The 26,298-nt window shown below is 72.7% G+C and carries 27 protein-coding genes; 18 read left to right on the plus strand and 9 right to left on the minus strand.

Going from position 1 to position 26,298, the window contains the following annotated elements:
* Positions 1-84 precede the first annotated feature (84 nt).
* A complete protein-coding gene (locus tag MTP13_RS07645; RefSeq protein ID WP_243570469.1) occupies positions 85-2,217 on the minus strand; it encodes a RecQ family ATP-dependent DNA helicase in 2,133 nt (710 codons plus the stop codon).
* Positions 2,218-2,507: 290 nt separating this feature from the next.
* On the opposite strand from MTP13_RS07645, the gene MTP13_RS07650 reads away from it, so the two are divergent.
* From MTP13_RS07650 to paaZ, 5 genes are all read left to right on the plus strand, one after another.
* Positions 2,508-3,827 carry an MFS transporter gene (locus tag MTP13_RS07650; protein WP_243570470.1) on the plus strand — a complete coding sequence of 440 codons (1,320 nt, stop codon included), beginning with the start codon at positions 2,508-2,510 and terminating at the stop codon, positions 3,825-3,827.
* A gap of 175 nt (positions 3,828-4,002) precedes the next feature.
* Positions 4,003-5,199 carry an acetyl-CoA C-acyltransferase gene (locus tag MTP13_RS07655; protein WP_243570471.1) on the plus strand — a complete coding sequence of 399 codons (1,197 nt, stop codon included), beginning with the start codon at positions 4,003-4,005 and terminating at the stop codon, positions 5,197-5,199.
* Complete coding sequence (locus tag MTP13_RS07660) at positions 5,196-5,945, plus strand: enoyl-CoA hydratase/isomerase family protein (RefSeq protein ID WP_243570472.1); 750 nt, start codon at positions 5,196-5,198, stop codon at positions 5,943-5,945. The genes MTP13_RS07655 and MTP13_RS07660 overlap by 4 nt, the downstream gene beginning before the upstream one ends.
* 14 nt (positions 5,946-5,959) lie before the next feature.
* Positions 5,960-6,850 (plus strand): 3-hydroxyacyl-CoA dehydrogenase family protein, encoded by an 891-nt coding sequence (locus MTP13_RS07665; RefSeq protein ID WP_243570946.1) that lies wholly within the window; start codon positions 5,960-5,962, stop codon positions 6,848-6,850.
* Positions 6,851-6,876: 26 nt separating this feature from the next.
* Entirely contained in the window at positions 6,877-8,973 is a 2,097-nt protein-coding gene (gene paaZ / locus MTP13_RS07670) for a phenylacetic acid degradation bifunctional protein PaaZ (protein ID WP_243570473.1), read from the plus strand.
* A gap of 22 nt (positions 8,974-8,995) precedes the next feature.
* On the opposite strand, the gene MTP13_RS07675 is transcribed toward paaZ, so the two are convergent.
* On the minus strand, positions 8,996-9,520 hold the full coding sequence (locus MTP13_RS07675) for a CGNR zinc finger domain-containing protein (protein ID WP_243570474.1): 525 nt from the start codon (positions 9,518-9,520) through the stop codon (positions 8,996-8,998).
* Between the two features lie 25 nt (positions 9,521-9,545).
* Here MTP13_RS07675 and MTP13_RS07680 point away from each other — a divergent pair, with 25 nt between their 5' ends.
* A complete protein-coding gene (locus MTP13_RS07680; RefSeq protein ID WP_243570475.1) occupies positions 9,546-9,743 on the plus strand; it encodes a hypothetical protein in 198 nt (65 codons plus the stop codon).
* A 61-nt stretch (positions 9,744-9,804) separates the two neighbouring features.
* Here the strand turns inward: MTP13_RS07680 and MTP13_RS07685 are convergent, their stop codons facing one another.
* Together MTP13_RS07685 and MTP13_RS07690 are read right to left on the minus strand one after the other, a co-directional pair.
* The gene (locus MTP13_RS07685) at positions 9,805-10,293 is read right to left on the minus strand and encodes a hypothetical protein (protein WP_243570476.1); all 489 of its coding nucleotides are present in this window, start codon (positions 10,291-10,293) and stop codon (positions 9,805-9,807) included.
* A complete protein-coding gene (locus MTP13_RS07690) occupies positions 10,290-10,712 on the minus strand; it encodes a hypothetical protein (protein WP_243570477.1) in 423 nt (140 codons plus the stop codon). Before MTP13_RS07690 ends, MTP13_RS07685 begins: the two co-directional genes overlap by 4 nt.
* 403 nt (positions 10,713-11,115) lie before the next feature.
* Here MTP13_RS07690 and MTP13_RS07695 point away from each other — a divergent pair, with 403 nt between their 5' ends.
* The gene (locus MTP13_RS07695) at positions 11,116-11,574 is read left to right on the plus strand and encodes a DUF2871 domain-containing protein (RefSeq protein ID WP_243570478.1); all 459 of its coding nucleotides are present in this window, start codon (positions 11,116-11,118) and stop codon (positions 11,572-11,574) included.
* Positions 11,575-11,694: 120 nt separating this feature from the next.
* Entirely contained in the window at positions 11,695-11,913 is a 219-nt protein-coding gene (locus tag MTP13_RS07700) for a hypothetical protein (RefSeq protein WP_243570479.1), read from the plus strand.
* Between the two features lie 190 nt (positions 11,914-12,103).
* Here the strand turns inward: MTP13_RS07700 and MTP13_RS07705 are convergent, their stop codons facing one another.
* The 3 genes from MTP13_RS07705 to paaI form a co-directional block, all read right to left on the minus strand.
* Positions 12,104-12,754 (minus strand): TetR/AcrR family transcriptional regulator, encoded by a 651-nt coding sequence (locus tag MTP13_RS07705; protein ID WP_243570480.1) that lies wholly within the window; start codon positions 12,752-12,754, stop codon positions 12,104-12,106.
* A 225-nt stretch (positions 12,755-12,979) separates the two neighbouring features.
* Positions 12,980-14,275: a phenylacetate--CoA ligase PaaK gene (paaK, locus tag MTP13_RS07710; protein ID WP_243570947.1), complete on the minus strand. Its 1,296-nt coding sequence runs from the start codon at positions 14,273-14,275 to the stop codon at positions 12,980-12,982.
* A gap of 83 nt (positions 14,276-14,358) precedes the next feature.
* Positions 14,359-14,775, minus strand: coding sequence for a hydroxyphenylacetyl-CoA thioesterase PaaI (gene paaI / locus MTP13_RS07715; protein ID WP_243570481.1), 417 nt, complete (start codon positions 14,773-14,775; stop codon positions 14,359-14,361).
* Positions 14,776-14,931: 156 nt separating this feature from the next.
* On the opposite strand from paaI, the gene paaA reads away from it, so the two are divergent.
* The 6 genes from paaA (at position 14,932) to MTP13_RS07745 (ending at position 19,799) form a co-directional block, all read left to right on the plus strand.
* Positions 14,932-15,939 carry a 1,2-phenylacetyl-CoA epoxidase subunit PaaA gene (gene paaA, locus MTP13_RS07720; protein ID WP_243570482.1) on the plus strand — a complete coding sequence of 336 codons (1,008 nt, stop codon included), beginning with the start codon at positions 14,932-14,934 and terminating at the stop codon, positions 15,937-15,939.
* Positions 15,939-16,280, plus strand: a complete 342-nt coding sequence (gene paaB, locus MTP13_RS07725; protein WP_243570483.1) for a 1,2-phenylacetyl-CoA epoxidase subunit PaaB — start codon at positions 15,939-15,941, stop codon at positions 16,278-16,280. Before paaA ends, paaB begins: the two co-directional genes overlap by 1 nt.
* Positions 16,277-17,146 carry a 1,2-phenylacetyl-CoA epoxidase subunit PaaC gene (paaC, locus tag MTP13_RS07730; protein ID WP_243570484.1) on the plus strand — a complete coding sequence of 290 codons (870 nt, stop codon included), beginning with the start codon at positions 16,277-16,279 and terminating at the stop codon, positions 17,144-17,146. The genes paaB and paaC overlap by 4 nt, the downstream gene beginning before the upstream one ends.
* 101 nt (positions 17,147-17,247) lie before the next feature.
* On the plus strand, positions 17,248-17,748 hold the full coding sequence (gene paaD, locus MTP13_RS07735) for a 1,2-phenylacetyl-CoA epoxidase subunit PaaD (protein WP_243570485.1): 501 nt from the start codon (positions 17,248-17,250) through the stop codon (positions 17,746-17,748).
* Entirely contained in the window at positions 17,748-18,971 is a 1,224-nt protein-coding gene (gene paaE, locus MTP13_RS07740) for a 1,2-phenylacetyl-CoA epoxidase subunit PaaE (RefSeq protein ID WP_243570486.1), read from the plus strand. Before paaD ends, paaE begins: the two co-directional genes overlap by 1 nt.
* Positions 18,972-19,013: 42 nt before the next feature.
* Positions 19,014-19,799: an enoyl-CoA hydratase/isomerase family protein gene (locus tag MTP13_RS07745; RefSeq protein ID WP_243570487.1), complete on the plus strand. Its 786-nt coding sequence runs from the start codon at positions 19,014-19,016 to the stop codon at positions 19,797-19,799.
* A 25-nt stretch (positions 19,800-19,824) separates the two neighbouring features.
* Here the strand turns inward: MTP13_RS07745 and MTP13_RS07750 are convergent, their stop codons facing one another.
* Together MTP13_RS07750 and MTP13_RS07755 are read right to left on the minus strand one after the other, a co-directional pair.
* On the minus strand, positions 19,825-20,868 hold the full coding sequence (locus MTP13_RS07750; RefSeq protein WP_243570488.1) for an ADP-ribosylglycohydrolase family protein: 1,044 nt from the start codon (positions 20,866-20,868) through the stop codon (positions 19,825-19,827).
* Entirely contained in the window at positions 20,858-21,865 is a 1,008-nt protein-coding gene (locus MTP13_RS07755) for an ADP-ribosylglycohydrolase family protein (RefSeq protein ID WP_243570489.1), read from the minus strand. Before MTP13_RS07755 ends, MTP13_RS07750 begins: the two co-directional genes overlap by 11 nt.
* 159 nt (positions 21,866-22,024) lie before the next feature.
* Here MTP13_RS07755 and MTP13_RS07760 point away from each other — a divergent pair, with 159 nt between their 5' ends.
* The 4 genes from MTP13_RS07760 to MTP13_RS07775 are packed head-to-tail and all read left to right on the plus strand — an operon-like array spanning position 22,025 to position 26,240.
* Positions 22,025-23,050 (plus strand): LacI family DNA-binding transcriptional regulator, encoded by a 1,026-nt coding sequence (locus MTP13_RS07760; RefSeq protein WP_243570490.1) that lies wholly within the window; start codon positions 22,025-22,027, stop codon positions 23,048-23,050.
* 3 nt (positions 23,051-23,053) lie between these two features.
* Complete coding sequence (locus MTP13_RS07765; RefSeq protein ID WP_243570491.1) at positions 23,054-24,403, plus strand: ABC transporter substrate-binding protein; 1,350 nt, start codon at positions 23,054-23,056, stop codon at positions 24,401-24,403.
* Positions 24,400-25,323, plus strand: a complete 924-nt coding sequence (locus tag MTP13_RS07770) for a carbohydrate ABC transporter permease (protein ID WP_229781473.1) — start codon at positions 24,400-24,402, stop codon at positions 25,321-25,323. The genes MTP13_RS07765 and MTP13_RS07770 overlap by 4 nt, the downstream gene beginning before the upstream one ends.
* Positions 25,320-26,240, plus strand: a complete 921-nt coding sequence (locus MTP13_RS07775) for a carbohydrate ABC transporter permease (RefSeq protein ID WP_243570948.1) — start codon at positions 25,320-25,322, stop codon at positions 26,238-26,240. Before MTP13_RS07770 ends, MTP13_RS07775 begins: the two co-directional genes overlap by 4 nt.
* Positions 26,241-26,298: the final 58 nt, after the last annotated feature.

The raw sequence follows: 26,298 nt of genomic DNA on the forward strand, positions 1-26,298 counted from the left end.
CTGCCTCCGAACGAACCCGTCCGCACCCGAGCAGGGCTGCGGACGGGTTCTTCGTCTGCCGGGGGCGACGCGGCGGGGCCCGCCTCAGCCCCGGAGCGCGAGCACGAAGGGCAGTACCTCTGCAGCGCCCGCCTCGCGCAGGGTGCGGGCGGCGACCGTGAGGGTCCACCGGCTGTCGGCCTGGTCGTCGACGAGCAGCACCGGGCCGTCGGGCAGTTCGAGGCCGTCGGCCGAGAAGCGCCCCCACACGCCGGCCAGCCGGAACGCGCTGTTGCCGCCGGGCTCGCCGCTCGGTCCGCCGCCGACGGGCTGCAGCGCGCCGAGATAGGGCAGCCGGCCGATCTCGGCGAGCCCGCGGGCGAGCGAGTCGACGAGCTGCGGGCGCGAGCGCGAGGGCATCGCGACGACGGCCGCCGGGCGCTCGGCCCAGCCCCAGCCGGCGAGCACGCGGACGCAGGCGTCGAGCACGCGCGGAGGCACGGGCTGGTCGGGTGCGCCGGCGGCGAAGAGTTCGCGGAGCACGCCGCCCCAGCCGAGATCGGTGAGGCGGGCGAGCGCGCGCCCCTCGGCCGCCCTGGCCTCGACGGGAATGCGGCCCTTGACCGGCACGCCGAGCGTATCGGCGCCCGTGGGCCACTGCGCGCGCGGTTCGATCGGGACGCCGACCCGGTCGAGCGCGCCACGGGCGGCTGCCGTCGCCTCCTGGGCGATGGCGGCCGGGTACCAGGGCCCGGCGCAGGTGTCGCATCGCCCGCACGGGGTCGCGGTGTCATCGTCGAGGCTGCGCTGCAGGTAGGCCATGCGGCACTCGGTCGTGCGCTCGTACTCGAGCATGTGCTGCTGCTCGGCGACCCGCTCGGCCGCGATGCGGCGGTAGCGCTCGGCGTCGTAGACCCACGGCTCGCCGGTCGCCACCCAGCCGCCCTGCACCCGGCGCACCGCGCCGTCGACGTCGAGCACTTTGAGCAGCAGCTCGAGCGGAGTGCGGCGGATGTCGACCATCGCCTCGAGCGCCGGCGTCGACACGGGCTGCTCGCCGAGGGCGGCGATGACGCGGCTCGCGCGGTCTTCGTCGGGCATGGATGCGGTGGCGAAGTAGTGCCAGATGTCGCGGTCTTCGACGCCGGGCAGGAGCAGGACGTCGGCGTTGTCGGTCGCGCGCCCCGCGCGGCCCACCTGCTGGTAGTAGGCCACGGGCGAGGAGGGTGCGCCGAGGTGCAGCACGAAGCCGAGGTCGGGCTTGTCGAAGCCCATGCCGAGCGCGCTCGTGGCGACGAGGGCCTTGACCTCGTTGCGCTTCAGCATGCCCTCGGACTCGGCGCGCTCGTCGGGGTCGGTCTGGCCCGTGTACGCGCGGACCTCGTGGCCGTGCTCGCGCAGCAGCCGGGCGGTGTCGACGGCCGCGGCGACCGTGAGCGTGTAGATGATGCCCGAGCCCGGCAGCTCGTCGAGATGGCCGAGCAGCCAGGCGAGCCGGCTCGGCGAGTCGGGCAGCTCGAGCACCCCGAGGCGCAGCGAGGCCCGGGCGAGCGGCCCGCGGATGGTCAGCACCTCGGCCGAGGCATCCGCCCCGCCCGTCGTGAGCCGGCCCGAGTCGTCGGCGACGGTCGCGCCCAACTGTTCGGCGACGTCGGCGACGACGCGGCTGTTCGCGGTCGCCGTCGTCGCGAGCACCGGCACGCCGGCCGGCATGCGCGCGATGAGCTCGCGCAGCCGCCGGTAGTCGGGCCGGAAGTCGTGCCCCCAGTCGCTGATGCAGTGCGCCTCGTCGATGACGAGCAGGCCGATGCGCTCGACGAGCCGGGGCAGCTGCGTCTCGCGGAAGGCGGGGTTGTTGAGCCGTTCGGGGGAGACGAGCAGCACGTCGACCTCGTCGTCGGCGAGGCGCTGCTCGACCTCGCGCCACTCGTGCGCGTTGGTCGAGTTGATGGCGACCGCGCGCACTCCGGCGCGCTCGGCTGCGGCGATCTGGTCGCGCATGAGCGCGATGAGCGGCGAGACGAGCAGGGTGGGGCCCGCGCCGGCGCGGCGCAGCAGCAGGGTCGAGACGAAGTAGACGGCCGACTTGCCCCAACCGGTGCGCTGCACGACGAGGGCGCGGCGGCGCTCCTCGACGAGGGCGCGGATGGCCTCGAACTGGCCGTCGTGGAAGTCGACGTCGTCGCGGCCGACGAGCTCGCGGAGGGCGTCGAGGGCGGCGGTGCGCAGTTCGGTCATGGCATCCAGCCTGCCCGATCCCGCTGACAGCCGATTCAGTCGGCGGGGACAAGGGCGAAAGCGGTCGGTCTGTGCGGGTGCGCAGCCGCCTCGACCCACGAATACTGCCGTCTTGCTTGCCCTGGGATGGCCTTCCAGGACGGTGGCGGTACTTCCAGGACGGGGCGCGCATGCGCTACGCTCGGGATTCCCGACCGAACAATCGGTCAGGAAATGTCCCATGATCCTGCCAGGGGTCCCTGCCCGGCATCCCCCGTGCCGGCCCCGCCCGAACGAACAACGGAGTTCGCATGTCGACAGCTGTCACCGATCCCGCTCGCGCCGAGCGGATGTCCCCCGAGGAGCGGAAGGTGCTCGCGGGCACCCTCGTCGGCACCTCGATCGAGTGGTACGACTTCTTCATCTACGCCCAGGCGGCCGGCCTCGTGCTCGCGCCCCTCTTCCTCGCCCCGGTCGCCGAGTCGAACCCGGGCCTCGCCCAGGTCCTGTCCTTCGCGACGATCGGCATCTCCTTCCTCTTCCGCCCGCTCGGCGCGATCGTCGCCGGCTACCTCGGCGACAAGCTCGGCCGCAAGAAGATGCTCGTCTTCACGCTCATCATGATGGGCCTGTCGACCGCGCTCATCGGCGTGCTGCCGACGTACGCGGCGATCGGCATCGCCGCGCCGATGCTGCTCATCCTGCTGCGCATCCTGCAGGGCTTCTCGGCCGGCGGCGAGTGGGGCGGCGCGGCCCTGATGGCCGTCGAGCACGCCCCGAACGGCAAGCGCGGCTTCTTCGGCGCGTTCCCGCAGATCGGCGTGCCCGTCGGCATGATCCTCGCGACGTTCACGCTCTGGCTGCTGACGAGCTCGATGTCGCCGGAGGCGTTCCTCGAGTGGGGCTGGCGCATCCCCTTCCTGCTCTCGATCGTGCTCATCGTCGTCGGCTACGTCATCCGCCGCGCCGTCGAGGAGAGCCCCGTCTTCGAGGAGCTGCTGCGCCGCCGCAAGGAGTCCTCGGCCCCGCTCGGCCAGCTCTTCCGCCGCAACACCAAGCAGGTGCTGCTCACGGCGGTCATCTTCATCGCGAACAACGCCGCGGGGTACCTCCTCATCGCGTACTTCGCGACCTACGCCGTCGCGGCGCTCGGCATGGACCGTCCCACCGTGCTGCTCGCCACGACGCTCGCCTCGTTCGGCTGGCTGATCTTCACCCTCTGGGGCGGTCGCCTGTCCGATCGGCTCGGCCGGGTGCGCACCTTCCAGATCGGCTACGTGTTCCTCGCGCTGTGGGCGGTGCCGATGTGGTTCCTGATCGACACCGGCAACATCGTCTGGTACTTCGTCGCGCTGTTCGTGATGACGTTCGGGCTCGGGCTGTCCTACGGCCCGCAGGCGGCGCTCTACGCCGAGATGTTCCCGGCGAACGTGCGGTACTCGGGCGTCTCGATCGGCTACGCGCTCGGGGCCATCCTGGGCGGCGCCTTCGCGCCGATGATCGCCGAGGCGCTCATGAACACCTTCCACGCCTCGTGGACGATCGGCCTCTACATCGCGATCGCGGCGGTCATCTCGCTCATCGGCGTCTCGCTCGTGAAGGAGACGAAGGGCGTCGACCTGCTCGACTGATCGTCTCCCGCCGCCCTGGTGCCGACTTGCCCGACTTTCATGAAAGTCGGGCAAGTCGGTTTCGAGGGTGGGCGTGCGGGGCGGGGCTGGGCATGCCATAATTACTTTCCGAACGCTCGGTCAGGAATTCGAACGGGCGCACCGCCGTCGCAGACAACGCAGTCAGGAGACCCGCATGGCCGAGGCCTACCTCGTCGGAGGCGTGCGCACGCCCGTCGGACGCTACGGCGGCGCGCTGGCCGGCGTCCGCCCCGACGACCTCGCCGCCCTCGTCGTCCGCGAAGCGGTCGCCCGGGCCGGCATCGGCGCCGATCAGGCGGGCGAGCTCGACGAGGTCATCCTCGGCGCCGCCAACCAGGCCGGCGAGGACAACCGCAACGTCGCCAGGATGGCCGTGCTGCTCGCCGGCCTGCCCGACGAGGTGCCGGGCATCACCGTGAACCGCCTGTGCGCCTCCGGCATGTCGGCGGTCACGATGGCCGCGCAGGCCATCCGGGCGGGCGACGCCGAGCTCATCGTCGCCGGCGGCGTCGAATCGATGACCCGCGCCCCCTGGGTGCAGCAGAAGCCCGAGCGCGCCTGGGCGAAGCCCGGCGCCGCCTACGACACCTCGATCGGCTGGCGCTTCCCGAACCCCGAGCTGCTCGCCCGCGACAAGGCCACCTACGCGATGCCCGAGACGGCCGAGGAGGTCGCGCGGGTCGACGGCATCACCCGGGAGCAGGCGGATGCCTTCGCCCTCCGTTCGCAGCAGCGCGCCGCCGCGGCCATCGCCGCCGGGCGCTTCGAGGCCGAGATCGTCGGCGTCCCGACCCGCACCGGCGAGGTGCTCGTCGACGAGGGGCCGCGGCCGGAGACGACCCTCGAGGCGCTCGCCGGGCTGCGCCCCGTCGTCGCCGGCGGCTCGGTCGTGACCGCGGGAAACTCCAGCTCGCTGAACGACGGCGCCTCCGCGATCGTCGTGGCGAGCGGCGCCGCCGTCGAACGCTACGGGCTCGTGCCGCGCGCCCGCATCGTCGTCGGCACGAGCGCCGGGCTCGCTCCGGAGATCATGGGCCTCGGCCCCGTGCCCGCGACCGAGAAGGCGCTCGAGCGCTCGGGGATCGACCTCGACGAGATCGGCTCGATCGAGCTGAACGAGGCGTTCGCGACGCAGTCGATCGCGTGCATCCGCCGGCTCGGCCTCGACGAGGCGCGCGTGAACGCCGACGGCGGCGCGATCGCGCTCGGCCATCCGCTCGGCTCCTCCGGTTCGCGCCTGCTCGTCACGCTCCTCGGCCGGATGGAGCGCGAGGGATCCCGCTACGGCCTGGCCACCATGTGCGTCGGGGTCGGCCAGGGGTCCGCCGTCATCCTGGAGTCCGTGCGATGAGTGCCGCCGGCGGCCGCGTGCTCCGCATCGAGCGCCTCGACGACCGGGTCGTCGCCACCCTCGACCGCCCCGAGAAGCGCAACGCGATCGACCAGGCCATGATCGACGAGCTGCACGAGCTCTGCGCCGAGCTCGAGGCCGAGCCGCGCATCCTGATCCTGACGGGCGCGGGCGGCGTGTTCGCCTCGGGCGCCGACATCGCCGAGCTGCGCGAGCGCCGGGCCGACGACGCACGGAAGGGCATCAACGCGCACGCCTTCGTCCGCGTCGCCGAGCTGCCGATGCCCGTCATCGCCGCGCTCGACGGCTACGCGCTCGGCGGCGGGGCCGAGCTGGCCTACGCCGCCGACCTGCGGCTCGGCACCCCGGCGCTGAAGATCGGCAACCCGGAGACGGGGCTCGGCATCCTCGCCGCGGCCGGTGCGAGCTGGCGGCTGCGCGAGATCGTCGGCGACGCGCGCGCCATGGAGCTGCTGCTCACCGGCCGCGCCGTCGGCGCCGAGGAAGCCCTCGCGATGGGCCTGGTCTCGGCGGTGCATCCGCCCGAGGAGCTGCTGCCCGCCGCTCACGCGCTCGCCGACCGGATCGCCCGCAACGACCGCGCGGCGACGATGGCGACGAAGCGCGTGTTCCGTGCGCCGCGCGCGGCGCACCCCGCCGTCGACCTCGAGGAGCAGGCGGCGCTGTTCGAGAGCCCGGAGAAGTTCCGGCGGATGACCGAGTTCCTGGAACGGCGGAACGGATGAGCGGGGCGGAACGGATGCCGGAGGCGGCACACGTACGGGAAGGCGGCGTCGGCGGCGCCCCCGCCGCGGTCGGGGTGCTCGGCGGCGGCCGGATGGGCGCGGGCATCGCGCACGCCTTCCTGCTCGCCGGATCCCGGGTCACGGTCGTCGAGCGCGACACCGACGCGGCGGAGGCCGCCGCGCGGCGGGTGCGCGACGCCGTCGCCGTCTCGATCGAGCGCGGCACGGCCGACGAGGCCGCCGGCGCCTACAACGCGCGTTTCGCGACGAGCACCGAGGTGGGCGACTTCGCCGCGTGCGGGCTCGTCGTCGAGGCGGTCCCCGAGGAGCTGTCGCTGAAAGCCGACGCCCTCACCCGCGTCGAGGCCGTGCTCGCGCCCGACGCCGCCCTCGCGACGAACACCTCCTCGATCTCCGTCGACGAGCTGGCGGCGCTCCTCGACCGGCCGCAGCGCTTCCTCGGCATGCATTTCTTCAACCCGGTGCCGGCATCGGCGCTCGTCGAGCTCGTGCGCGGCGACGCCACCGACGCGACGCTCGTCGTCGAGGCGCAGTCGTGGGTGCAGGCGCTCGGCAAGACGCCGATCGTCGTGGCCGACGCCCCCGGCTTCGCGTCCTCGCGGCTCGGCGTCGCGCTGGGGCTGGAGGCGATCCGCATGCTCGAAGCCGGCGTCGCCTCCGCCGAGGACATCGACCGGGCGATGACGCTCGGCTACAAGCATCCCGTCGGGCCGCTCCGGCTCACCGATCTCGTCGGGCTGGACGTGCGGCTCGGCATCGCCGAGTACCTCGCGAGCACGCTCGGCGAGCGCTTCGAACCGCCGGCGCTGCTGCGGCGGATGGTCGCCGAGGGCCGCCTCGGCCGCAAGAGCGGTGAGGGCTTCTACCTGTGGGACGCGCCGTGAGCGCGCAGACGAGCGAGAGGAACACGATGAGCGAGACCCTGACGGACGCGGCGCTGCCGAGCTACGTGCGCGATGCCTGGTGGAGCCCGGATGCCTCGGCCGCGACGAGCGAGGTGCGCGACGCCGCGACCGGCGAGCTCGTGGCCCGCGTCTCGACCGAGGGGCTCGACCTCGCCGGCGCGCTCGAGCACGCCCGCACGGTGGGGCAGGCAGGCCTCGGCGAGCTCACCTTCCACCAGCGCGCGGTGCTGCTGAAGCGCATGGCGCTCGCCCTCACCGAGCGCAAGGCGGAGCTGTACGAGCTCTCGAGCCGCACCGGCGCCACGAAGCAGGATTCCTGGGTCGACATCGACGGCGGCATCGGGGTGCTCTTCACCTACTCGAGCAAAGGTCGGCGCGAGATGCCGAACGCGAAGGTCTACGTCGACGGCGCGGTCGAGCAGCTCTCGAAGGACGGCACATTCCTCGGGCGGCATGTGTACACGCGACTGCCCGGCGTGGCCGTGCAGATCAACGCCTTCAACTTCCCGGTGTGGGGCTCCCTCGAGAAGTTCGCGCCCGCGTTCCTCGCCGGGGTGCCGACGCTCGTGAAGCCCGCGACGCCGAGCGGCTACCTCGCCGTCGCGATGGTGCGCATCCTCGTGGAGTCGGGTCTGCTGCCCGCGGGCTCGCTGCAGCTCGTCGCCGGGAGCGTACCGGGACTCTTCGACGAGCTGCGGCTCGGCGACCTCGTCGCGTTCACCGGCTCCGCCTCGACGGCGGAGCGGCTGCGCGCGCACGACTCTGTGCAGACGGGTGGGGTGCGCTTCACGAGCGAGACCGACTCGATCAACGCCTCGGTGCTCGGCACCGACGCGACCGCGGGCACGCCCGAGTTCGACGCCTACGTGAAGCAGCTCGTCGTCGAGCTGACGACGAAGGCGGGGCAGAAGTGCACCGCCATCCGCCGGGCGATCGTGCCCGAGGCATCCGTCGACGACGTCATCGCCGCGGTGCGGGCCCGCATCGCGGAGCGCGTCGTCGTCGGAGATCCGCGCGCCGAGGGGGTCACGATGGGCCCGCTCGCCTCGACCGAGCAGCGCGAAGAAGTGCTGCGGCAGCTCGCGAAGCTCGAGGCCGCCGGCGGCGAGCGCGTCATCGGCGAACCGGGGGAGCCCGAGGTGCTGCGCGCCGACGGCACGCGCGGCACGCTGCCGGACGGCGCCTTCGTCGTGCCCACGGTGCTGCGCTTCGCGGATGCCGACACGCCCGCCCTGCACGAGGTCGAGGCCTTCGGGCCGGTGTCCTCGATCTTCGGCTACCGCTCGCTCGCCGAGGCGGCCGAGCTCGTCGCGCGCGGCGGCGGCTCGCTCGTGACGAGTGTCGCGACGCACGACCCGGAGGTCGCGGTCGCGCTCGCCGGCACGGTCGCGGCGTACAACGGCCGGCTGCTGTTCCTCGATCGCGACGACGCCCGCACCTCGACGGGGCACGGTTCGCCGCTGCCGAACCTCGTGCACGGCGGCCCGGGTCGGGCCGGCGGCGGCGAGGAGCTCGGCGGCATCCGGGCCGTGCTGCACCACATGCAGCGCACCGCGGTGCAGGGCTCGCCCGAGATGCTGACCGCGCTGACGGGCGTGTGGCACGCCGGGGCATCCGCCCGGGCCTACGAGGAGAGCGGCGAGCGGCACCCGTTCCGCAAGTCGCTCGCGGAGCTGCGCATCGGCGATCAGGTGCAGAGCCCGGCGCGCACGGTCACCCTCGACGACATCGAGACGTTCGCAGCGTTCACGGGCGACACCTTCTACGCCCACATGGACGAGACCTCGGCAGCGGCGAACCCGTTCTTCCCGGGGCGCGTCGCGCACGGCTACCTGCTCGTGTCGTGGGCGGCCGGGTTGTTCGTCGACCCCGAGCCGGGGCCGGTGCTCGCGAACTCGGGGCTCGAGAACCTGCGTTTCGTGACGCCGGTGTCGCCGGGCGACGAGATCCGCGTCGAGCTCACGGCGAAGCAGATCACGCCGCGCGAGACCGACGAGTACGGCGAGGTGCGCTGGGACGCGGTGCTGCGCAACCAGCGCGACGAGCTCGTCGCGAGCTACGACGTGCTGACCCTCGTCGCGAAGGAGCCGGCGGCGGCGTAGACGCGCAGGGCCGCGGGCGCCGTCAGTGGGCGGCGTGGCGCTCGCGATGCCGGCGGACGGCGGCGCGGTTCGCGCAGCGCACCGAGCAGTAGCGCTGACGGCCGTTGCGGGTGACGTCGACGACGACGTTCGTGCAGGGAGATGCCTCGCAGCGCCCGAGCCGGTTCATCCCGCGGGTGGTGAGGTGCAGCGCGGTGCCGACCGCGATGACCGCGGCGAGTACCTCGGGCAGGGTCTGCAAGTCGTCGCGGTAGTGCAGGTGCCAGCCTTCGCCGTCGTGGTCGGTGAGGCGCGGGTAGGCGGCGACGGCCGCCATCCGGGCGTTCAGGATGGCGGCGCGCTCGGGATCGCTCGGGGCGTCCACGACCTCGAGCCAGTCGTCGATGACGCGGCGGGTGCCCGCGTGGTCATCGACGTGCACCGGGAAGGTCATCGTCATGCCGAACTCGCGCGTGCGCGCTTCGATGCCTGCCCGGTCGTCGGGCCAGTCGTCGGCGAGCGAAGCGGCGAGCAGCACCGCGTACTCGCCGTAAGGGTTGAGATGCATAACGGCATTACATCATCGTTGAGTCATGACCGGAAGCCCCGCCACTCGAACGCCCCCCGCGGCGGCGGCCGTGCACGAGCACGGCTGGCTCGTCGAGTCCGCGCACCGCACCTCCGAGGGGATCGTGCAGTACGTGCGCTGCGCCGACTGCGGCGTGCGCCGGGTGGATGTCGCGGCGGTCCCGGCCGTCGTGCCCGGGGCGGTGAGCCGCGAGCTCGGTTGACGGGCGCTTCGACAGGCTCAGCGAACCACCGGTTCGCTGAGCCGGTCGAAGCGCGTCCGCCTCACCCGGCCGGGATGTTCATGACCGGGCAGTCCGCCTGGGCGCGTTCGAGGTCGTCGACGAACTCCCACGGAATCCAGGGCGCGGTGTCGTAGGTGTCGCGGAACCGCTCCTCGCTCGGCCGCTCCGGGGCATCCCAGCCATGTGCGCGCAGGCACGATTCGATCTCCCGGTACCAGCGGTAGGCGGTCTCGAACTCCTCGTCGGTGAGGCCGGCGTCGGGGTCGACTCCCGCCTCCTCCAGGCAGGCGAGGTTGTCCGCCTCGAACGCTGCTTCCTGCTCGGGCGGATAGTTGGCGAGCATGGCGCCCTGCGCATCGAGGCTCACGTCCCATCCGCGATCCGCGAGGCATGCCGTGCGGGCCTCAGCGACCTCCATCCCGCTGAACAGCGAACCCGGATCGACCGATGGGGACTCGTTCGTACTGCATCCCGTCAGCACGACCGCGAGGAGCGCGGCGGCCGCGACCGCCGCGGTGCGGACGCTCACGCCTGGCAATACCGAGCGGCCTTGGTCACATTGCCGCTGGCAGTGAGGCCGTAGGCGTAGAAGTTCCCCGCGCCGGACGTGATCCACTTGTACCCCCACGGAGCGTAGGTGGACGACTTGCCGAGGTAGACGGTTCCGATGGTGCCGAGATTGTCCTTCCGGTTGAGCTGGAATTTCACGTCTCCTCGAGCGGTGGCGCTCGTGCCGACCCAGATGGCGGGCCAGGAGCGGCATTCGATCACGCCGGTGACCGACTTCATGCCGACGGCGTGAGCGGGGGCGGGTGCGACTGCGGTGAGCAGGAGTGCGGCTGCCGCAGACGCGGCCGCGGCCCCGAGTCGAGCGCGCCGCAGGGGGGTGCCTCGCCGCTTCGACGTCAGGCGGGTGTCGGTCGCGGTGGCCTGATTCTGATGCTCCATGGTTCTCCTCGATTGGTTGGAATCGTGAAACCATGTCTAACGGACTGGCGGTCAAAAAACTAGAGGCTGAAACACTCCAAATGGCGCTCGCAAAAAGTTCAGTCGAACTGGCGTCATGATCCGTCCGGTCCGCCATCTCTCAAGTGGCGGCATTGACGGCCGCCCGTCCTGACCCGACAGGACGCCCGGTCCGCGCCCGAACGCGAACCGGCGCTCGCATTGCGCGCGGACGTGCCCGGCACGTCCGCGCGCAGGCCCCGCTGCGTCGCAGGCGGCCGCGCCACGAGGGCGCACGCCGAACGTTCGATGGATGCGGCGACGCGCTCGCGGGACCAGACTCGTCGTGATCGTGCGCATCCGGGTCCCGCGAACGGGACCGCGCCGCGAACCGGAAGGACGCCCCATGAACCGCCTGTTCACCGCCGTCGTCGTCTACCTCGTGCTCGGGCTCGGCTCCGGGCTGTTCTACCGCGAGTTCACGAAGGCGAACGACTTCCTCGAGGGCGGCGCGACGCAGCTCTCGGTGGTGCACACGCACCTGTTGACGCTCGGCTTCCTCGCGATGCTCATCGTGCTCGCCCTCGAGAAGTCCTTCGTACTGAGCGCCTCGCCGCTGTTCGGCTGGTTCTTCTGGGTCTACAACGCCGGGGTGCTGCTGACGAGCGCCATGATGGTCTGGCACGGCTCGCTGACCGTGCTCGGCCAGGAGTCGAACGCCGCGATCGCCGGCGTCGCCGGGCTCGGCCACATCGTCGTGACGGCCGGGCTGGTGCTGCTCATGATGGCGCTCCGGAAGGGGATCGTCGCGGCGAAGGCCGCCGCCTCGGATGGCGCGGATGCCTCGCGCGCGGCATCCGTCTGAGGCATCCGCCTGAGGCGGACCCGCGAACCGAGGCGCGCGCCCGTCAGGAATAGGGCGATCCTCCGATGTCGGGCGCCCACCTCAGCGCCGAGGCTGAATGTCGACGAACAAGGAGTCGACATGCACATCTCGGAGACGGCGTTCCCGCACCTCGTGGCCGCGGCGGACGAGCGGATGGTCCGTGAACTCGAAACGCGCCGGGTGGCCGCCGAGCGGCAGGCCGAGGCGCAGGGGGCCGCGCGGGCCGCCGGTGGCGAAGCCGGTGCCCGGCCGCGCCGCGGGTGGCTGCGGCGCCACTTCGGCCCCGCTGCGCCAGCGGAACTGGCGCGCTCGCACTGAAGTGGCGCGCGCGGCCCACCCTCCCCGCCGCCCTGCGCATGACGTCAGTATTTGTGGGTGGCCGCGCGGCGCCACCCACAAATACTGACGTCGTGCCGGCGGGGCAGGCCGGCGGGGCAGGCCGGCGGGGCAGGCCGGCGGGGCAGGCCGGCGGGGCAGGCCGGCGGGGCAGGCCGGCCGCGCCCCGGGCTCAGCCGAGCAGTTCCTCGACGCGGTTCGAGGTGGGCATGCGCAGGCCGTCGAGGGCGATCGCGATGACGTCGTCCGCGAGGCCGTCGGCGTTCTCGCGGCCGCCGGGCCGGTACCACTCGACGATCGAGTTGATCATGCCGAACGCGAGCCGCGAGACGACGCTCGCGTCGATGTCGCTGCGCAGCGACCCCTCGCGCTGGGCTTCGGCGACGAGCGCCGTCACCCGCTTGTCGAAGTCGCGGCGGCGCGCGAGCGCACGGCGCTCGACCTCGGTGTTGCCGCGCACCCGCAGCAGCAGCGTCACCGACGGCAGCTGCTCGACGAGCACGTGCACGGCGCCGCGCAGCACCCGGTCGAGCCGGTCCGCGGCCCGGTCGGCCGTAGTCCCCTCGACCAGCTCCGGGTGGGCCGCGTCGGCGACGACCGCCTCGAGTCCGCTGAGCGCCGTGTCGAGCGCCTGCTCGAGGATCTCGTCCTTCGAGGCGAAGTGGTGGTAGATCGCCGACTTCGAGAGTCCGAGCCGTTCGGCCAGCACGCCCATCGAGGTGGCGTCGTAGCCGTACTCGTTGAACGCGGCGACGGCGACGTCGAGGATGCCCTGCCGGTCGTACCCCGGGCGTCCACGACGCATGCTCTGGTTCTCGGTCATCGGCATCAGTCTCTCACTCGCGTTGCCCGGTGCGTCTGCGCCACTTCGGCGTCCACGCGCCAGCAGAAGTGGCGCGTGGCGGCGGAAGTGGCGCGTGCGCCCCCGGACGGGCCCCGGCTGGGCCCCGAGCGGGCCCCGGCCCGCGGATCCAGATGCGGATGCGGGTCGCCGCGGCATCCGCGCCCGGGCCGCCGCGGCATCCGCGCCCGCCGCCGGTGCCCATGCTCAGCGCAGGTCGTAGACCCGCCGGTACTTGCCCTCGCTGCGGGGCAGCGCGCCCGGCTCCTCGAGCCGCACGGCGACGGTCGAGCCGACGTGCACCTTGATCCGCTCGGCGAGCACGACCGCCGCCGCCTCGCACGTCTCGACGGACAGCGCGGGGTGCCGTTCGATGCGCACGGTCAGCGAGTCCATGCGCCCCTCCTTGGTGAGCTCGAGCACGAAGTGCGGCGTGAGCTGCTCGATGCCGAGCACGAGCTCCTCGATCTGGGTCGGGAACAGGTTCACCCCGCGCAGGATGATCATGTCGTCGTTGCGGCCGGTGATCTTCTCCATCCGCCGCATGCCGGGACGCGCGGTGCCGGGCAGCAGCCGGGTGAGGTCGCGCGTGCGGTAGCGGATGACGGGGAACGCCTCCTTCGTGAGCGAGGTGAACACCAGCTCGCCGCGCTCGCCGTCGGGCAGCACCGCGCCCGTGTCCCCGTCGATGATCTCGGGCAGGAAGTGGTCCTCCCAGAGGTGGGGGCCGTCCTTCGTCTCGAGGCACTCGTTGCCGACGCCGGGCCCCATCACCTCGCTGAGCCCGTAGATGTCGAGGGCGTCGAGGCCGAGGCGCTGCTCGAGCTCGTGCCGCATCTCGTTCGTCCACGGCTCGGCGCCGAGCACGGCGACCTTGAGCGAGGTTTCGCGCGGATCGATGCCCTGCTCGGCCATGCAGTCGGCGATGGTGAGCAGGTAGCTCGGCGTGCAGAGGATGGCGTCGGGCTCGAAGTCCATGATGAGCTGCACCTGGCGTGCGGTCTGCCCGCCCGACATCGGGATGACGGTCGCGCCGAGCGCCTCGATGCCGGCGTGCGCGCCGAGCCCGCCGGTGAACAGGCCGTAGCCGTAGGCGTTGTGCACCTTCATGCCGGGGCGGATGCCGCTCGCCCGCAGCGAGCGGGCGACGAGCGAGCCCCACCGCTCGAGGTCGCCCCTCGTGTAGCCGACCACGGTGGGCCGCCCCGTGGTGCCGCTGGAGGCGTGGATGCGGGCGACCTCGGCCATCGGCACCGCGAACATGCCGAAGGGGTAGGTCTCGCGCAGATCGGCCTTCGTGGTGAACGGCAGGCGGGCGACGTCGGCGAGCGTGCGGATGTCGCGCGGGTGCACGCCGGCCTCGTCGAACTTGCGCGTGTAGAGCGGCACCCGCTCGTACGCCTGCGCGACGGTGCGCTGCAGGCGTTCGAGCTGCAGGGCCTCGATGCCGGGGCGGTCGAGCCGCTCCTCGGGGTCGAGCTCGACCGCGCCGGGGGCGTGCAGCCCGGAGACGGAGGCGGGGCGGGGGATGGTCGTCGTCGACACTGGTGGCTCCTGGAGGTGGACGGGGCTGCGAACGGCCGGGCTCAGAAGGTGCGGTTGGTGGAGATCGATCGTCCGCGGAACTCGGCGACCGCCTCGCCGCGCTCGTCGACGACGGAGACGTCGTAGAGGCCGGTGCGGCCCGAGCGGGTGCGGCGCACGGCGGTCGCGGTGAGCGTCTGGCCGGGCACCGTGGACTTCAGGAAGGCGATGTCGGCGCCGGCCGCGACGGTGACCCGCTCGTCCTCGTTGCAGGAGATCGCGAAGGCCGTGTCGGCGAGGGCGAACACGATGCCGCCGTGCGTGATACCGAAGCCGTTGGTCATCTCCTCGCGCACGACCATGCTGACGACGGCGTGGCCGGGGTCGTCGCGCTCGACGACGAGGCCGAGCCAGGCGGCCGCACGGTCGCGTTGCATCATCTCGCGGTTGAGCGCGGGCTCGGTCGCGGCATCCGTCATCTGGCACTCCTCGTCGAGTTCAGCACGCCGTTGCTGCGGCGTCTGGATCGACTATATACTAACTGAACGATCGGTTGGTAATATCGGATGCCACGAGCGCCCGCGCTCGCCACGGCCATCCTTCCCCGGCCGCCCGCAGAGACACAGGAGTCGACGATGACCGCACCAGCAGAGCTGCGCCGAGCGAGCGAACCGGCCGAGCCCACGGCCGACGAGCTCGCCGGCCAGGCCGCCTTCGACGAGCTCATCGCCGCCGACTCCCGCATCGAGCCCCGCGACTGGATGCCCGAGGCGTACCGCAAGACCCTCATCCGCCAGATCAGCCAGCATGCGCACTCCGAGATCATCGGCATGCAGCCCGAGTCGAACTGGATCAGCCGGGCGCCGAGCCTCAAGCGCAAGGCGATCCTGATGGCCAAGGTGCAGGACGAGGCGGGCCACGGCCTCTACCTCTACTCCGCCGCGCAGACCCTCGGCATCGGCCGCGAGGAGATGATGCGCCAGCTCATCGAGGGCCGCGCCCGCTACTCCTCGATCTTCAACTACCCGACGCCCACCTGGGCCGACATGGGCGCCATCGGCTGGCTCGTCGACGGCGCCGCGATCTGCAACCAGGTGCCGCTCTGCCGCGCCTCCTACGGCCCGTACGGCCGGGCGATGGTGCGCATCTGCAAGGAGGAGTCGTTCCACCAGCGGCAGGGCTTCGAGATCCTGCTCGAGCTCATGCAGGGCACCGAGGCGCAGCGGCGGATGGCGCAGGACGCCGTGAACCGCTGGTACTGGCCGAGCCTCATGATGTTCGGGCCGCCCGACGACGAGTCGCCGAACTCGGCGCAGTCGATGGCGTGGAACATCAAGCGCTTCTCCAACGACGAGCTGCGCCAGCGCTTCGTCGGCATGCTCGTGCCGCAGGCCGAGGTGCTCGGCGTGACCCTGCCCGACCCGGAACTGGCGTGGAACGAGGAGCGCCAGGCCTACGACATGAGCGAGATCGACTGGACCGAGTTCCACGAGGTGCTCGCCGGTCGCGGCCCCGCGAACGCCGAGCGGCTGCGCCGCCGCCGCGAGGCGCACGAGGCGGGCGCGTGGGTGCGCGAGGCCGCAGCCGAGTACGCGCGCAAGCAGGCGGACCGCGCCGCCGAGCTCGCCGGGGCGGTGGCGTGATGTCGACGCCGGGCGCTTCGACGGGCGCAGCGGACCAGGCGGGCGCTTCGACGGGCGCAGCGGACCAGTGGCCGCTCTGGGAGGTCTTCGTCCGTGCCGGCCGCGGGCTCAGCCACGTGCACGTCGGCTCGCTGCACGCGCCCGACGCCGAGCTCGCCGTGCGCAACGCGCGCGACCTCTACACCCGCCGCGGCGAGGGCGTCTCGATCTGGGTCGTGCCCGCCGACGCCGTCACGACCAGCGACCCCGACGCGAAGGGCGCCTTCTTCGAGAGCCCCGCGGGCAAGAACTACCGGCACGCCGTCTACTACACGAAGAGCGAGGGGGTGAAGCACCTGTGACCCGCCCAACGCCCGACGCGCACGGCGAGGTCTCGGTCGACCGGCTCGCGCTCGCCGAGGAGCTCGCCGGCACCGGCTCGGCCTCCGGGCCCGGTGAGGGGGCCCGAATCGCCCCGCCCGAGACGGCCGAGTACGCGCTCCGTCTCGGCGACGACGCCCTCGTGCTCGCGCAGCGGCTCGGCGACTGGATCACCCGCGCCCCCGAGCTCGAGGAGGACGTCGCGCTCGGCAACATCGCGCTCGACCTGATCGGGCACGCCCGCTCGCTGCTGCACTACGCCGGCAGCGCGACGGGCCGCAGCGAAGACGAGCTCGCCTACTGGCGCGACGAGCCCGAGTGGCGCAACGCCTGGCTGTTCGAGCAGCCGAACGGCGACTTCGCGTGCACGATCGCCAGGCAGCTGCTCGCCTCGTGCTACTGGTTCGAGCTGAACACGGCGCTCTCGGCATCCACGGATCCGATCCTCGCCGCCGTCGGCGCGAAGGCCGTCAAGGAGGTCGACTACCACCGCGACCACGCCGCGCAGTGGACGCTGCGGCTCGCGGGCGGCACCGAGGAGTCGCGGCGCCGCATGATCCAGGGTGTGGCCGACGTCTGGCCCTACCTCGACGAGCTGTTCGAAGACGACGAGCTCGTCACCCGGCTCGCCGCGGACGGCGTCGCGGTGCTGCCCTCCTCGCTGCGGGCCGGAACGGAGGCGGCGATCGCGCAGGTCTTCGCCGAGGCGGAGCTCGAGCCCCCTGCCGGGCGCACCGCGTTCACCGCCTCGGGCGGCGGCCGCCGGGGCAAGCACACCGAGCACCTCGGTCCGCTCCTCGCCGAGCTGCAGGTGCTCGCCCGCCAGCACCCGGGAGCATCGTGGTGACCGCGGCTCGGGGCGCCGCCCCCCACCTCGACTTGCCCGACTTGCCCGACTTTCATGAAAGTCCGGCAAGTCGAGGGGGTGCGGAGGCCGTCGCGCGGCCGGTGCCGAGCGACCCGGCGGCGCGCCGGGCGTGGGACGTCGCCGCGACCGTCACCGACCCCGAGATCCCGGTGCTCACGATCGAAGACCTCGGCGTGCTGCGCTCGGTCGAGCTCGCCGCGGACGGCGCGGTCGAGGTGCGGCTCACCCCCACCTACAGCGGATGCCCCGCCCTCGACGCGATGCGCGACGACGTGCTGCTCGCCCTGACCGCGGCGGGCTACGCCGAGGTGCGCGTCGAGCTCGTGCTCGCCCCGGCCTGGACCACCGACTGGATGAGCGACGCCGGACGGGCGAAGCTGCGCCGCTACGGCATCCAGGCCCCCTCCGGCCGCGCCGCCGCGCGCGACGCCGGACCGGTGCGGCTCGCCCTCGCCGTGAAGTGCCCCCGCTGCGACTCGCTGCACACCCGCGAGCTCGCCCGCTTCGGCTCGACCTCGTGCAAGGCGCTCTACGAGTGCCTGGACTGCCTCGAGCCCTTCGACTACTTCAAGGTGCTCTGATGGCCGCGCGCAACCTCGGATCGACGACCCGGGCGGCCGAGTCGCACGCGGGCGGCGACGTCGCAACCGCGTCGGCGCTGCTGCGCTCGGCCGTCGGCGGCGAGGCGCCGACGAAGCGCCCGCGCGCCCGATTCCACCGCCTCACGGTCGCCGAGGTGCGCCGGCTCACGGCGGATGCCGTCGAGGTGACCTTCGCGGTGCCCGCCGAGCTCGCCGCCGAGTACGACTACCTCCCCGGCCAGTACGTCGCGCTCCGGAAGGAGCTCGACGGCTACGAGCGCCGCCGCAGCTACTCGCTGTGCCGCCCGCCGGAGCCCGCGGCCGACGGGCTCGGCACCAGCATCTCGGTGGCGATCAAGCGCGACCTCGGCGGCATCTTCTCGAGCTGGGCGACCACCGAGCTCGCGGCGGGCGACGAGCTCGACGTGATGAGCCCGCAGGGCACGTTCACCTCGACGCTCGCCGAGCTCGACGGCAAGCACATCGTCGGCATCGCCGCGGGCAGCGGCATCACCCCGCTGATGGCGCTCGCGCACGCCGTGCTCGCGCGCTCGGCCGACGCCACGTTCGAGCTCGTCTACACGAACCGCTCGACGCTCGACGTGATGTTCCTCGAGGAGCTCGCCGAGCTGAAGGACCGCTACCCGGCGCGTCTCGCGCTGCACCACGTGCTCTCCCGCGAGCAGCGCACCGCGCCCCTGCTCTCCGGCCGCATCGACGCCGAGAAGCTCGACGCGATGCTCGAGCACCTGATCCGGCCGGAGACGGTCGACGAGTGGTTCCTCTGCGGGCCGCTCGAGCTCGTGCAGCTCGCGCGGGACGCGCTCGAGGCCAAGGGCGTGCCGGCGGCGCGCGTGCGCTACGAGCTGTTCACGACCGACGCCGACCGCGGGGCGGAGCCGCGCAGCGGGCGACCGGTCGAGATCCTCGCGGGCGAGCAGACGGTCACGATCGAGTTCACCCTCGACGGGCAGTCGTCGACGGTCGAGAGCCCGGTCGCCGCGAACGAGAGCATCTTGAACGCGGCGCTTCGGGTGCGGCCGGACGTGCCCTTCGCGTGCGCGGGCGGCGTCTGCGGCACGTGCCGTGCCCGGGTGATCGACGGCAGCGTGCAGATGACCGAGAACTACGCGCTCGAGCCCGACGAGCTCGAGCGCGGCTACGTGCTCACGTGCCAGTCGCACGTGAAGGGCGAGCGGGTGACGGTGGACTATGACGTGTGAGTCGGCGCCCGCGGTGCGCCGACCGGTGAAGGGGGAGCCGAGATGATCCGCTTCGAGGTCGACGGCGGGGTGGCCGAGCTCGTGCTCGACGCACCCGACAAGCTGAACGCGCTCGACGAGGGCGCGCTGGGCGAGCTCGCCGCGGCCCTCGCCGAGGCCGAGCAGCTCGCCGACGCGGGCGAGCTGCGGGCGCTCGTGCTGCGCGGCGAGGGACGGGCGTTCTGCGCCGGGCGCGACATCTCCCGCGTCGACCCCCGCGAGGACGACGTCGAGGGCTACCTCGGCGGGCTCGTCGAGCCACTGCTGCAGCGCCTCGCCGGGCTGCCCGTGCCGACGTTCGCCGTCGCGCACGGCGCGTGCCTCGGCGTCGGGCTGGGCCTGCTGATCGCGAGCGACGTCGTCTACGTCGCCGACACCGCGAAGATCGGCTCGCCGTTCGCGGCGCTCGGCGCGACCCTCGACTCCGGCGGGCACGCGCTGTTCTTCGAGCGGCTCGGCGCGCACCGCACCATGGACCTCATCGTCACCGGCCGCCTGATGACGGGGGAGGAAGCGGTCGCCGCCGGCCTCTTCTCACGGGTGTTCCCGGCCGAGGAGGTGCTGGGTGCGACCCGCGAGGCCGCCCGTGCCGCGGCATCCGGGGCGACCCTCGCCTTCGTCGCGTCGAAGCGGCTCATCGCCGCCCTCCGTGACGAGCGGCTCGGGCTGTGGGCCTCGATGGCCGAGGAGAACCGGGCGCAGGCCGCGCTCTGCGACACCGCCGACTACCGGGAGGGCTTCGCGGCGTTCCAGCAGAAGCGCCGCCCGGGGTTCACCGGCCGCGCCTGACGACCGCCCCGCCCGCCCCGCCGGGTCAGCCCGCGGCTCGGGCGGCGACGGATGCCTCGAGCTCGGCGGCGACGGCCGACACCCGCTCCCCGGCGAGGGGCGGGTAGCAGACGCCTTCGACGCGATCCACGGCATCGGGCCACACCGCGCCGAACACCCCGGCTCCGTGCGCCGCGCCGAGCAGGGCGCCCACGAAGGCCGGCACGCTGTCGGACTCGCGGGCGAACAGCGTCGCGTTCGCGAGCGCCTGCTCGGGCCGCTCGCCGTCGGCGCGCAGCAGCAGGAAGGCGATCGGCAGCGTCTCGGGCGCGGTGCCGGGCTGGCTGTAGCGGCGCGGGTTCAGCTCGGCGAGCAGGCGCGGCAGCTCCAGGAGCACCGAGGCGGGGGCGAGCCGGGCGGCGGCGCGGAAGCCCTCGGCGAGCCAGGAGTCCGCGGGCACGAGCGCTTCGGCGTCGTCGAGCGCCTGAGCGATCGGCGCGCCGACGGCGAGCGCCGAGACCGCGGAGGCCATGCAGGCTGCGGCCCAGACGCCGTCGCGGGCGTGGGTGATCGAGGCCCACTCGGTGGCGGCCTCGGCCGCGGCGGCCGGGTCGCCCGCGTGGAACAGGCCCCAGACGACGCCGGCGGCGACCGCGCTGTCCGAGGCGTCCGCGGGGCCGTCGTTGCCGGTCACCGGGGGGACGAGCCCGCGCTCGGCGTTGATGATGGCCGAGCGCTCGGCGATGCCGGTCCAGACGTCGTCGCCCGCGGTCAGCCGGCGCCACTCGGCGAAGCGGCCCGCCGAGGCATCCGCGGCTCCAGCCGTCGTGAGTGCGACGCGAGCCGCGAGCACGGCGGTCTCGGTGTCGTCGGTGGGGGCGAGCCTGGCACCGTCGACCGTCGTCGCGTCGAAGGGGAGCAGGGGCTTGGCGACCCGGGCCTCGTCGAGCTCGGCCGAGCCCGCCCAGAGCCGGCCGCGCACCCAGGGCGAGCGCACGGCGCGGTGGTAGTCGGCGGCGAGCCCGATGGCGTCGCCGACGGCGAGTCCGAGGAGGGCGCCGTGGATGCGGTCTGCGCGGTCAGCCGACACTGGAGGTCCTTTCGTCAGCAGGGGCGGCAGCGGCGGGGGAGCGCTCGAAGAGCCCGTCGGCGAGCTCGACCAGCTCGGTGCCCGCGGTCGCGAGGATGCAGCGGCCGTGCACGCGCACGACCTGCTCGCGCCACTCGACGGGCATCGCCTCGAAGCCGCACATCGCGCCGGCCAGCGCGCCGTTCATGGCCGCGATCGTGTCCGAGTCGCGGCCGATGTTCACGGAGGCGATGACGGCGTCGACGAAGTCGCCCTTCGCCGCCTCGTAGAGGCCCATCGCGAGGGCGAGCGCCTCCGGGGCGGCGTCGGCCCAGGGGTAGTGGAAGAGCGAGATCTCGCGGTAGAGCTCCGGCGCGGCGTCCTCGGCCCGTTCGTAACGGGCGCCGATGGCGAGCGCGCGGGCGACGAGGCGTCCGGTCCACGAGTCGGCGGGCAGCGCCGCGACGACCGCGTCCACGACCTCGCGGTGGGAGCCGGCGACGAGCGCGGTGGCGACGCCGGCGGCGACGGCCTCGGCCGCGTAGACGCCGTCGACGGCGTGGCTGACGCTCGCGTCGATCCGGGCGAGGCGGCGCGCCTCGGCGGGGTCGCCGGCGGCGAGGATGCCGATGGGGGCGACCCGCATGGCGGCGCCGTCGCTCCACCGCTCGTAGTTGCGCAGGCCGGTGGCCGGCGGGCGGAGGCCCGCGGCGAGGTTCGCGATCGCGACCATCTCGCTGAAGCCCGCGCCGGCGAAGCCGCCCTGCTGCTCGGCGACGGCGGCGGTCCAGGTGGCGGCGACGTCGTCGGCGGTGAGCTCGAAGCCGTGCGCGAGCAGCGACTGGCCGGTGAGCACCGCGTACTCGGTGTCGTCGGTGCCGGCGGCGTCGGGCAGGAGCCCGGTGACCCGGCCGAAGCGGCGGGCGATCTCCTCGATGGTCATGCCCTCGGTGGGCGCGCCCATGGCATCGCCGATGGCGAGACCGATGAGCGCTCCGCGAGCTCGATCGCGGCTCATCCGTTTCCACATCGTTTTGCGTGCATGCTGGCCACTATAGGCGACCGGCTCACCCTGTCTAGTCCTGGATTTCCCGGGCGCATTGACAAGCAGGCGAAGATGACGGATGCTTGCTCTCGTCAAATACGCAAAACGTTATGCGGACAGGGAGGTCGGCACGTGACGCAGAAGTCCGGCATCGCCGCGGTCGCCGAGACCGCCGGGGTCAGCGTGTCCACCGTCTCGCAGGTGCTGAGTGGCAACCGCCCGGTCAGCGAGGCGACGCGCGCCAAGGTGAACGCCGCCATCGCCGAGCTCGGCTACACCCCGCATCCCGGTGCCCGAAGCCTGCGCAGCCGCCGCACCGAGTCGATCGCCCTGCTCGTGCCCGACATCACGAACCCGTTCTATCCGCTCGTCGCCGTCGGCATGCAGGACGTGCTGCTGCCCGCCGGCTACCTGCTCTCCATCCTCGACGCCGGCAGTCAGTCGGGCACCGGGCGCCTGCTCGGCCACGTGCTCGAGCGCCGCTTCGACGGCATCGCGCTGCACATCGACGGGCTCTCCGACGCCGACCGTGCGCGACTCGCCGAGTCGGGCACCCGCGTCGTCGCGCTCGGCCGCGACATCGGCATCGAGGGCAGCGACTACGTCGAGTCCGACGACGCCGGCGGCTTCGCGAAGCTCGGCGAGCACCTGCTCGGCACCGGCCGCCGCCGCATCGGCTTCATCGGCGGCGAGGAGGAGTCCGACCCCTCGCGCCTGCGGCTCGGCGGCCTCCGCCAGGCGTTCGCCGGCGCCGGGCTCGGCTACGACGACGCGGCGACCGTCTTCACGAGCTTCACCCGCGACGGCGGCCGCGACGGCATCGCGGCGCTCTACGAGCGCCGCACGGACTGGGACGCGATCGTCTGCGCGAACGACCTCATCGCGATCGGCGCGATGGACGAACTGCGCCGGCGCGGCCTCAGCATCCCCGCCGACGTCGCCGTCACCGGCTACGACGACATCGACGCCGCCGCGCTCGTGCACCCCAGTCTCACCACCGTGGAGAACCCCGCCCGCGAGATCGGCCGCACCGCTGCCCGACTCCTGCTCACCCGGCTCGCCGGCGACGGCGACGACGCCCCGACGCAGCACATCACGCTGTCGACGCGGCTCGTCGTGCGCGACTCCACGACCTCCCCCATCCCCCAGGAAAGGTAAGCAATGCACCAGAAGTCGAAGCGTTGGGGCGCCGCAGTGGCCCTCATCGCCGCCGGCGGCCTCCTCGCCGGCTGCGCCTCGTCCGGCTCGTCCGGCGACGTCACCTACTGGTCGGCCTTCGTCTCGAAGGACACCGAGCGCTACTACCAGGAGCACTACGTCGACGCGTTCAACGAGCAGTCCGACGACACGAAGGTGAAGATGGAGGTGAAGCAGCTGCAGAACCTGGGCTCGCTCACCGACACCGCCGTCTCCGCCGGTCGCGGCGCCGACGTCGTCTACTCGGCCGGCCCCTCGAGCGCCCTCGGCTTCGCCTCGGCGAAGCGCATCGACGCGCTCGACGACTACGCCGCCGAGTACGGCTGGGCCGACAAGCTCCAGCCCTGGGCCTACCAGGCGAGCCAGGTCGACGGCACCCTCTACTCGGTGCCGGTCGAGTACGGCTCGATCGTCATGTACTACAACCCCGGCGTCTTCGAGGAGCACGGCTGGACCGTGCCGACCACGCTCGCCGAGTTCGAGAAGGTCGCCACCGAGGCGCAGGCCGCCGGCATGATGCCGGTCGGTGCGGGCAACAGCGGCTACCAGGCGCAGAGCGAGTGGTACCTCTCGGCGTTCCTGAACATGGCCGTCGGCCCGGAGAAGCTCTACCAGGCGCTCACCGGCGAGGCGAAGTTCACCGACCCCGAGTTCGTCGACGCGATCTCGCTCTTCCAGCAGCAGATCGACAAGAAGTGGTGGGGCGGCGGCAAGGACCGCTGGTTCACGAACACCGACACCGACCTGTTCACCGGCCTCGCCGACGGCACCGTCGCGATGTACATCACCGGCACCTGGTCGTTCGGCGACGCGGGCCGCTACTTCGGCGAGGCGGCCGGCAACGACGCCGAGTGGGACTGGGCGCCGCTGCCGTCGCTGAGCGACGACGTCGCCCCCGGCGTCTACCCCATGGCGATCGGCACCTCGCTCTCGGTGAACTCCGCGTCGAAGCAGGCGGATGCCGCGGCCGAGTACATCGACTTCGTGATCGACGACCCGGCGCGCTCCTACGACTACCTCGCCGCGACCGGCCAGAACCCGCCGCCGCTCAGCGACATCGCATCGATGCCCGACACCGTCGACGAGCGCTCCGCCCGCCTCTACACCGAGGCGCCGGAGAGCGGGAACCTCGGCTACGCGAGCTGGACGTTCTTCCCCGCGGCGACCGACACCTACCTGTGGTCGGAGTTCGACAAGATCATCACGGGCGACCTCACCCCGCAGGCCTACCTCGAGGGCCTGCAGAAGGTCTTCGACGGCGAGCTCGCCGCCGGCAAGGTGATCACCCCCTTCGAGCCGGTGCCGGGCGCGTGACCTCCGCGACCGCCAGGATCGGGGCGGGGCCGGCCGTGCGCCGGCCCCGCCGCCGGCGTCGCCTCGTGGCGTGGCTCTTCATCGCGCCGCTCGCGATCGTCAATCTGCTCGTGATCGGCGGTCCGGGGCTCTCCTCCCTGCTGTTCTCCTTCACCGACTGGGACGGCCTCGGCCAGGCCAACTTCGTCGGCATCGACAACTACGTCGAACTGTTCCAGAGCCCGAACGTGCTGGCCGCGATCTGGCACAACCTGCTCTGGACGCTCTTCTTCCTGATCGTGCCGATCAGCATGGCCCTGCTCGGGGCGTTCCTGCTCTCGCGGCTCCGCCGCGGCCAGGTGCTGTTCCGCACGCTGTACTTCATCCCGTACGTGCTCGCGACGATCGTGTCGGCCACCGTCTGGCGGCAGATCCTCAGCCCGGACGCCGGCATCGGCGCCGCGCTCGCGAACCTCGGCTTCGACGGCCTCGCCGGCGTGAACTTCCTCGGCGACCCGAGTCTCGCCCTCGGCTCCGTCGCGTTCGTCAACAACTGGCAGTGGTGGGGCTTCCTGCTCGTGCTCTTCCTCGCCGCGATGCAGGGGGTCAACCCGGCGCTCTACGAGGCGGCCCGGCTCGACGGCGCGAACGCGTGGCGGGAGTTCTGGCACATCACGCTGCCCGGCATCCGGCCCACCCTGATGTTCCTCGTGCTGATGACCGTGATCTGGTCGTTCCTCGTCTTCGACTACGTCTACATCCTGACCCAGGGCGGCCCGGCCGGCTCGAGTGACGTCCTCGCGACCGTGCTCTACCGCACGGCGTTCTCGGAGCAGCGCGCGGGCTACGCCTCGGCCATGGCCATGCTGCTCTCCTCGATCAGCGCGGTCGTCGTCGCCGGCTACCTCATCCTCCGCAAGAAGCTCGATTGGGACGTGTGATCCGCGTGCAGACCGACACCCTCGCCGCCCCCGCCGCCTCGCGGCGTGCGGCTCGCGCCGCCGCGCGGCCCCCGCGCCGCGCCGGCTTCCGCCCGGACCACCGCCCCCGACGGCCGTTCAGCGTGCTCATCCTCGTGGTGCTCGCGTTCTACGCGACCGGCCCGCTCGCCGTGTTCGTCTTCAACTCGCTGAAGTCGCCCGCCGAGATCAGCCGTTCGCCGATCGGCCTGCCGAGCGAATGGCGCTGGGAGAACTTCGCCACCGCCTTCGAGGACGCGAACATGGGCCAGGGGCTCCTGAACAGCGCGATCATCGCGGTCAGCACGGCGCTCGGCGTCTGCGTGATCGCGAGCATGGCGGCGTACGCGATGACCCGGCTCGACCTGCCCGGCAAGAGCGCCTGGATCCTCTACATCCTGGTGTCCACCTCGGTGCCGATCCAGCTGTTCCTCGTGCCGCTGCTGTCCTGGTGGTCGACGCTCGGCCTCTACAACACCCAGTTCGGGCTCATCGTCATCTACTGGGCCGTGTACTCGCCGTTCGCGACGATGCTGCTGCGCTCGTTCCTGCTGACCATCCCGAAGGAGTACGAGGAGGCGGCCCGCCTCGACGGCGCCGGCGAGTGGCGCCTGTTCACGCGGGTGATGGTGCCGATGATCTGGCCGGGCATGCTGACCGTCGCGCTCGTCGCCGGGCTGCAGGCGTACAACGAGTTCCTGCTCGCGGTGACGTTCATCCAGGACAGCCAGCTGCTGCCGGTGTCGCTCTCGCTGTACTCGTTCCAGCAGTCCTACGCCGTGGACTGGTCGCTCGTGAGCGCGGCCGGGCTCATCATGGCCGCGCCGGTGATCGTGGTGTTCCTGCTGCTGCAGCGCCGCTTCATCGAGGGCTACACGCAGGGCGGGCTCGCGAACTAGCGGGCCGCCCAGGAGCGGCGGGGCGGGCGGCCCCGCGGCTCCGGCTGCGCGGCGGCGC

The sequence above is a fragment of the Agromyces soli genome, from assembly GCF_022811605.1.
In the GTDB taxonomy this organism is placed as follows: Bacteria; Actinomycetota; Actinomycetes; order Actinomycetales; family Microbacteriaceae; genus Agromyces; species Agromyces soli.

What these genes read in the sequence shown, in the direction of transcription:
- MTP13_RS07705 (WP_243570480.1), bottom strand. Translation starts at nt 12,754, where the DNA reads ATGACCGAGAACCAGAGCATGCGTCGTGGACGCCCGGGGTACGACCGG.
- MTP13_RS07675 (WP_243570474.1), bottom strand. Translation starts at nt 9,520, where the DNA reads ATGCATCTCAACCCTTACGGCGAGTACGCGGTGCTGCTCGCCGCTTCG.
- MTP13_RS07680 (WP_243570475.1), top strand. Translation starts at nt 9,546, where the DNA reads ATGACCGGAAGCCCCGCCACTCGAACGCCCCCCGCGGCGGCGGCCGTG.
- MTP13_RS07700 (WP_243570479.1), top strand. Translation starts at nt 11,695, where the DNA reads ATGCACATCTCGGAGACGGCGTTCCCGCACCTCGTGGCCGCGGCGGAC.
- MTP13_RS07655 (WP_243570471.1), top strand. Translation starts at nt 4,003, where the DNA reads ATGGCCGAGGCCTACCTCGTCGGAGGCGTGCGCACGCCCGTCGGACGC.
- MTP13_RS07765 (WP_243570491.1), top strand. Translation starts at nt 23,054, where the DNA reads ATGCACCAGAAGTCGAAGCGTTGGGGCGCCGCAGTGGCCCTCATCGCC.
- MTP13_RS07665 (WP_243570946.1), top strand. Translation starts at nt 5,960, where the DNA reads ATGCCGGAGGCGGCACACGTACGGGAAGGCGGCGTCGGCGGCGCCCCC.
- paaI (WP_243570481.1), bottom strand. Translation starts at nt 14,775, where the DNA reads ATGACGGATGCCGCGACCGAGCCCGCGCTCAACCGCGAGATGATGCAA.
- MTP13_RS07695 (WP_243570478.1), top strand. Translation starts at nt 11,116, where the DNA reads ATGAACCGCCTGTTCACCGCCGTCGTCGTCTACCTCGTGCTCGGGCTC.
- MTP13_RS07650 (WP_243570470.1), top strand. Translation starts at nt 2,508, where the DNA reads ATGTCGACAGCTGTCACCGATCCCGCTCGCGCCGAGCGGATGTCCCCC.
- paaB (WP_243570483.1), top strand. Translation starts at nt 15,939, where the DNA reads ATGTCGACGCCGGGCGCTTCGACGGGCGCAGCGGACCAGGCGGGCGCT.
- MTP13_RS07645 (WP_243570469.1), bottom strand. Translation starts at nt 2,217, where the DNA reads ATGACCGAACTGCGCACCGCCGCCCTCGACGCCCTCCGCGAGCTCGTC.
- MTP13_RS07660 (WP_243570472.1), top strand. Translation starts at nt 5,196, where the DNA reads ATGAGTGCCGCCGGCGGCCGCGTGCTCCGCATCGAGCGCCTCGACGAC.
- MTP13_RS07755 (WP_243570489.1), bottom strand. Translation starts at nt 21,865, where the DNA reads ATGAGCCGCGATCGAGCTCGCGGAGCGCTCATCGGTCTCGCCATCGGC.
- paaZ (WP_243570473.1), top strand. Translation starts at nt 6,877, where the DNA reads ATGAGCGAGACCCTGACGGACGCGGCGCTGCCGAGCTACGTGCGCGAT.
- MTP13_RS07690 (WP_243570477.1), bottom strand. Translation starts at nt 10,712, where the DNA reads ATGGAGCATCAGAATCAGGCCACCGCGACCGACACCCGCCTGACGTCG.
- paaA (WP_243570482.1), top strand. Translation starts at nt 14,932, where the DNA reads ATGACCGCACCAGCAGAGCTGCGCCGAGCGAGCGAACCGGCCGAGCCC.
- paaE (WP_243570486.1), top strand. Translation starts at nt 17,748, where the DNA reads ATGGCCGCGCGCAACCTCGGATCGACGACCCGGGCGGCCGAGTCGCAC.
- MTP13_RS07745 (WP_243570487.1), top strand. Translation starts at nt 19,014, where the DNA reads ATGATCCGCTTCGAGGTCGACGGCGGGGTGGCCGAGCTCGTGCTCGAC.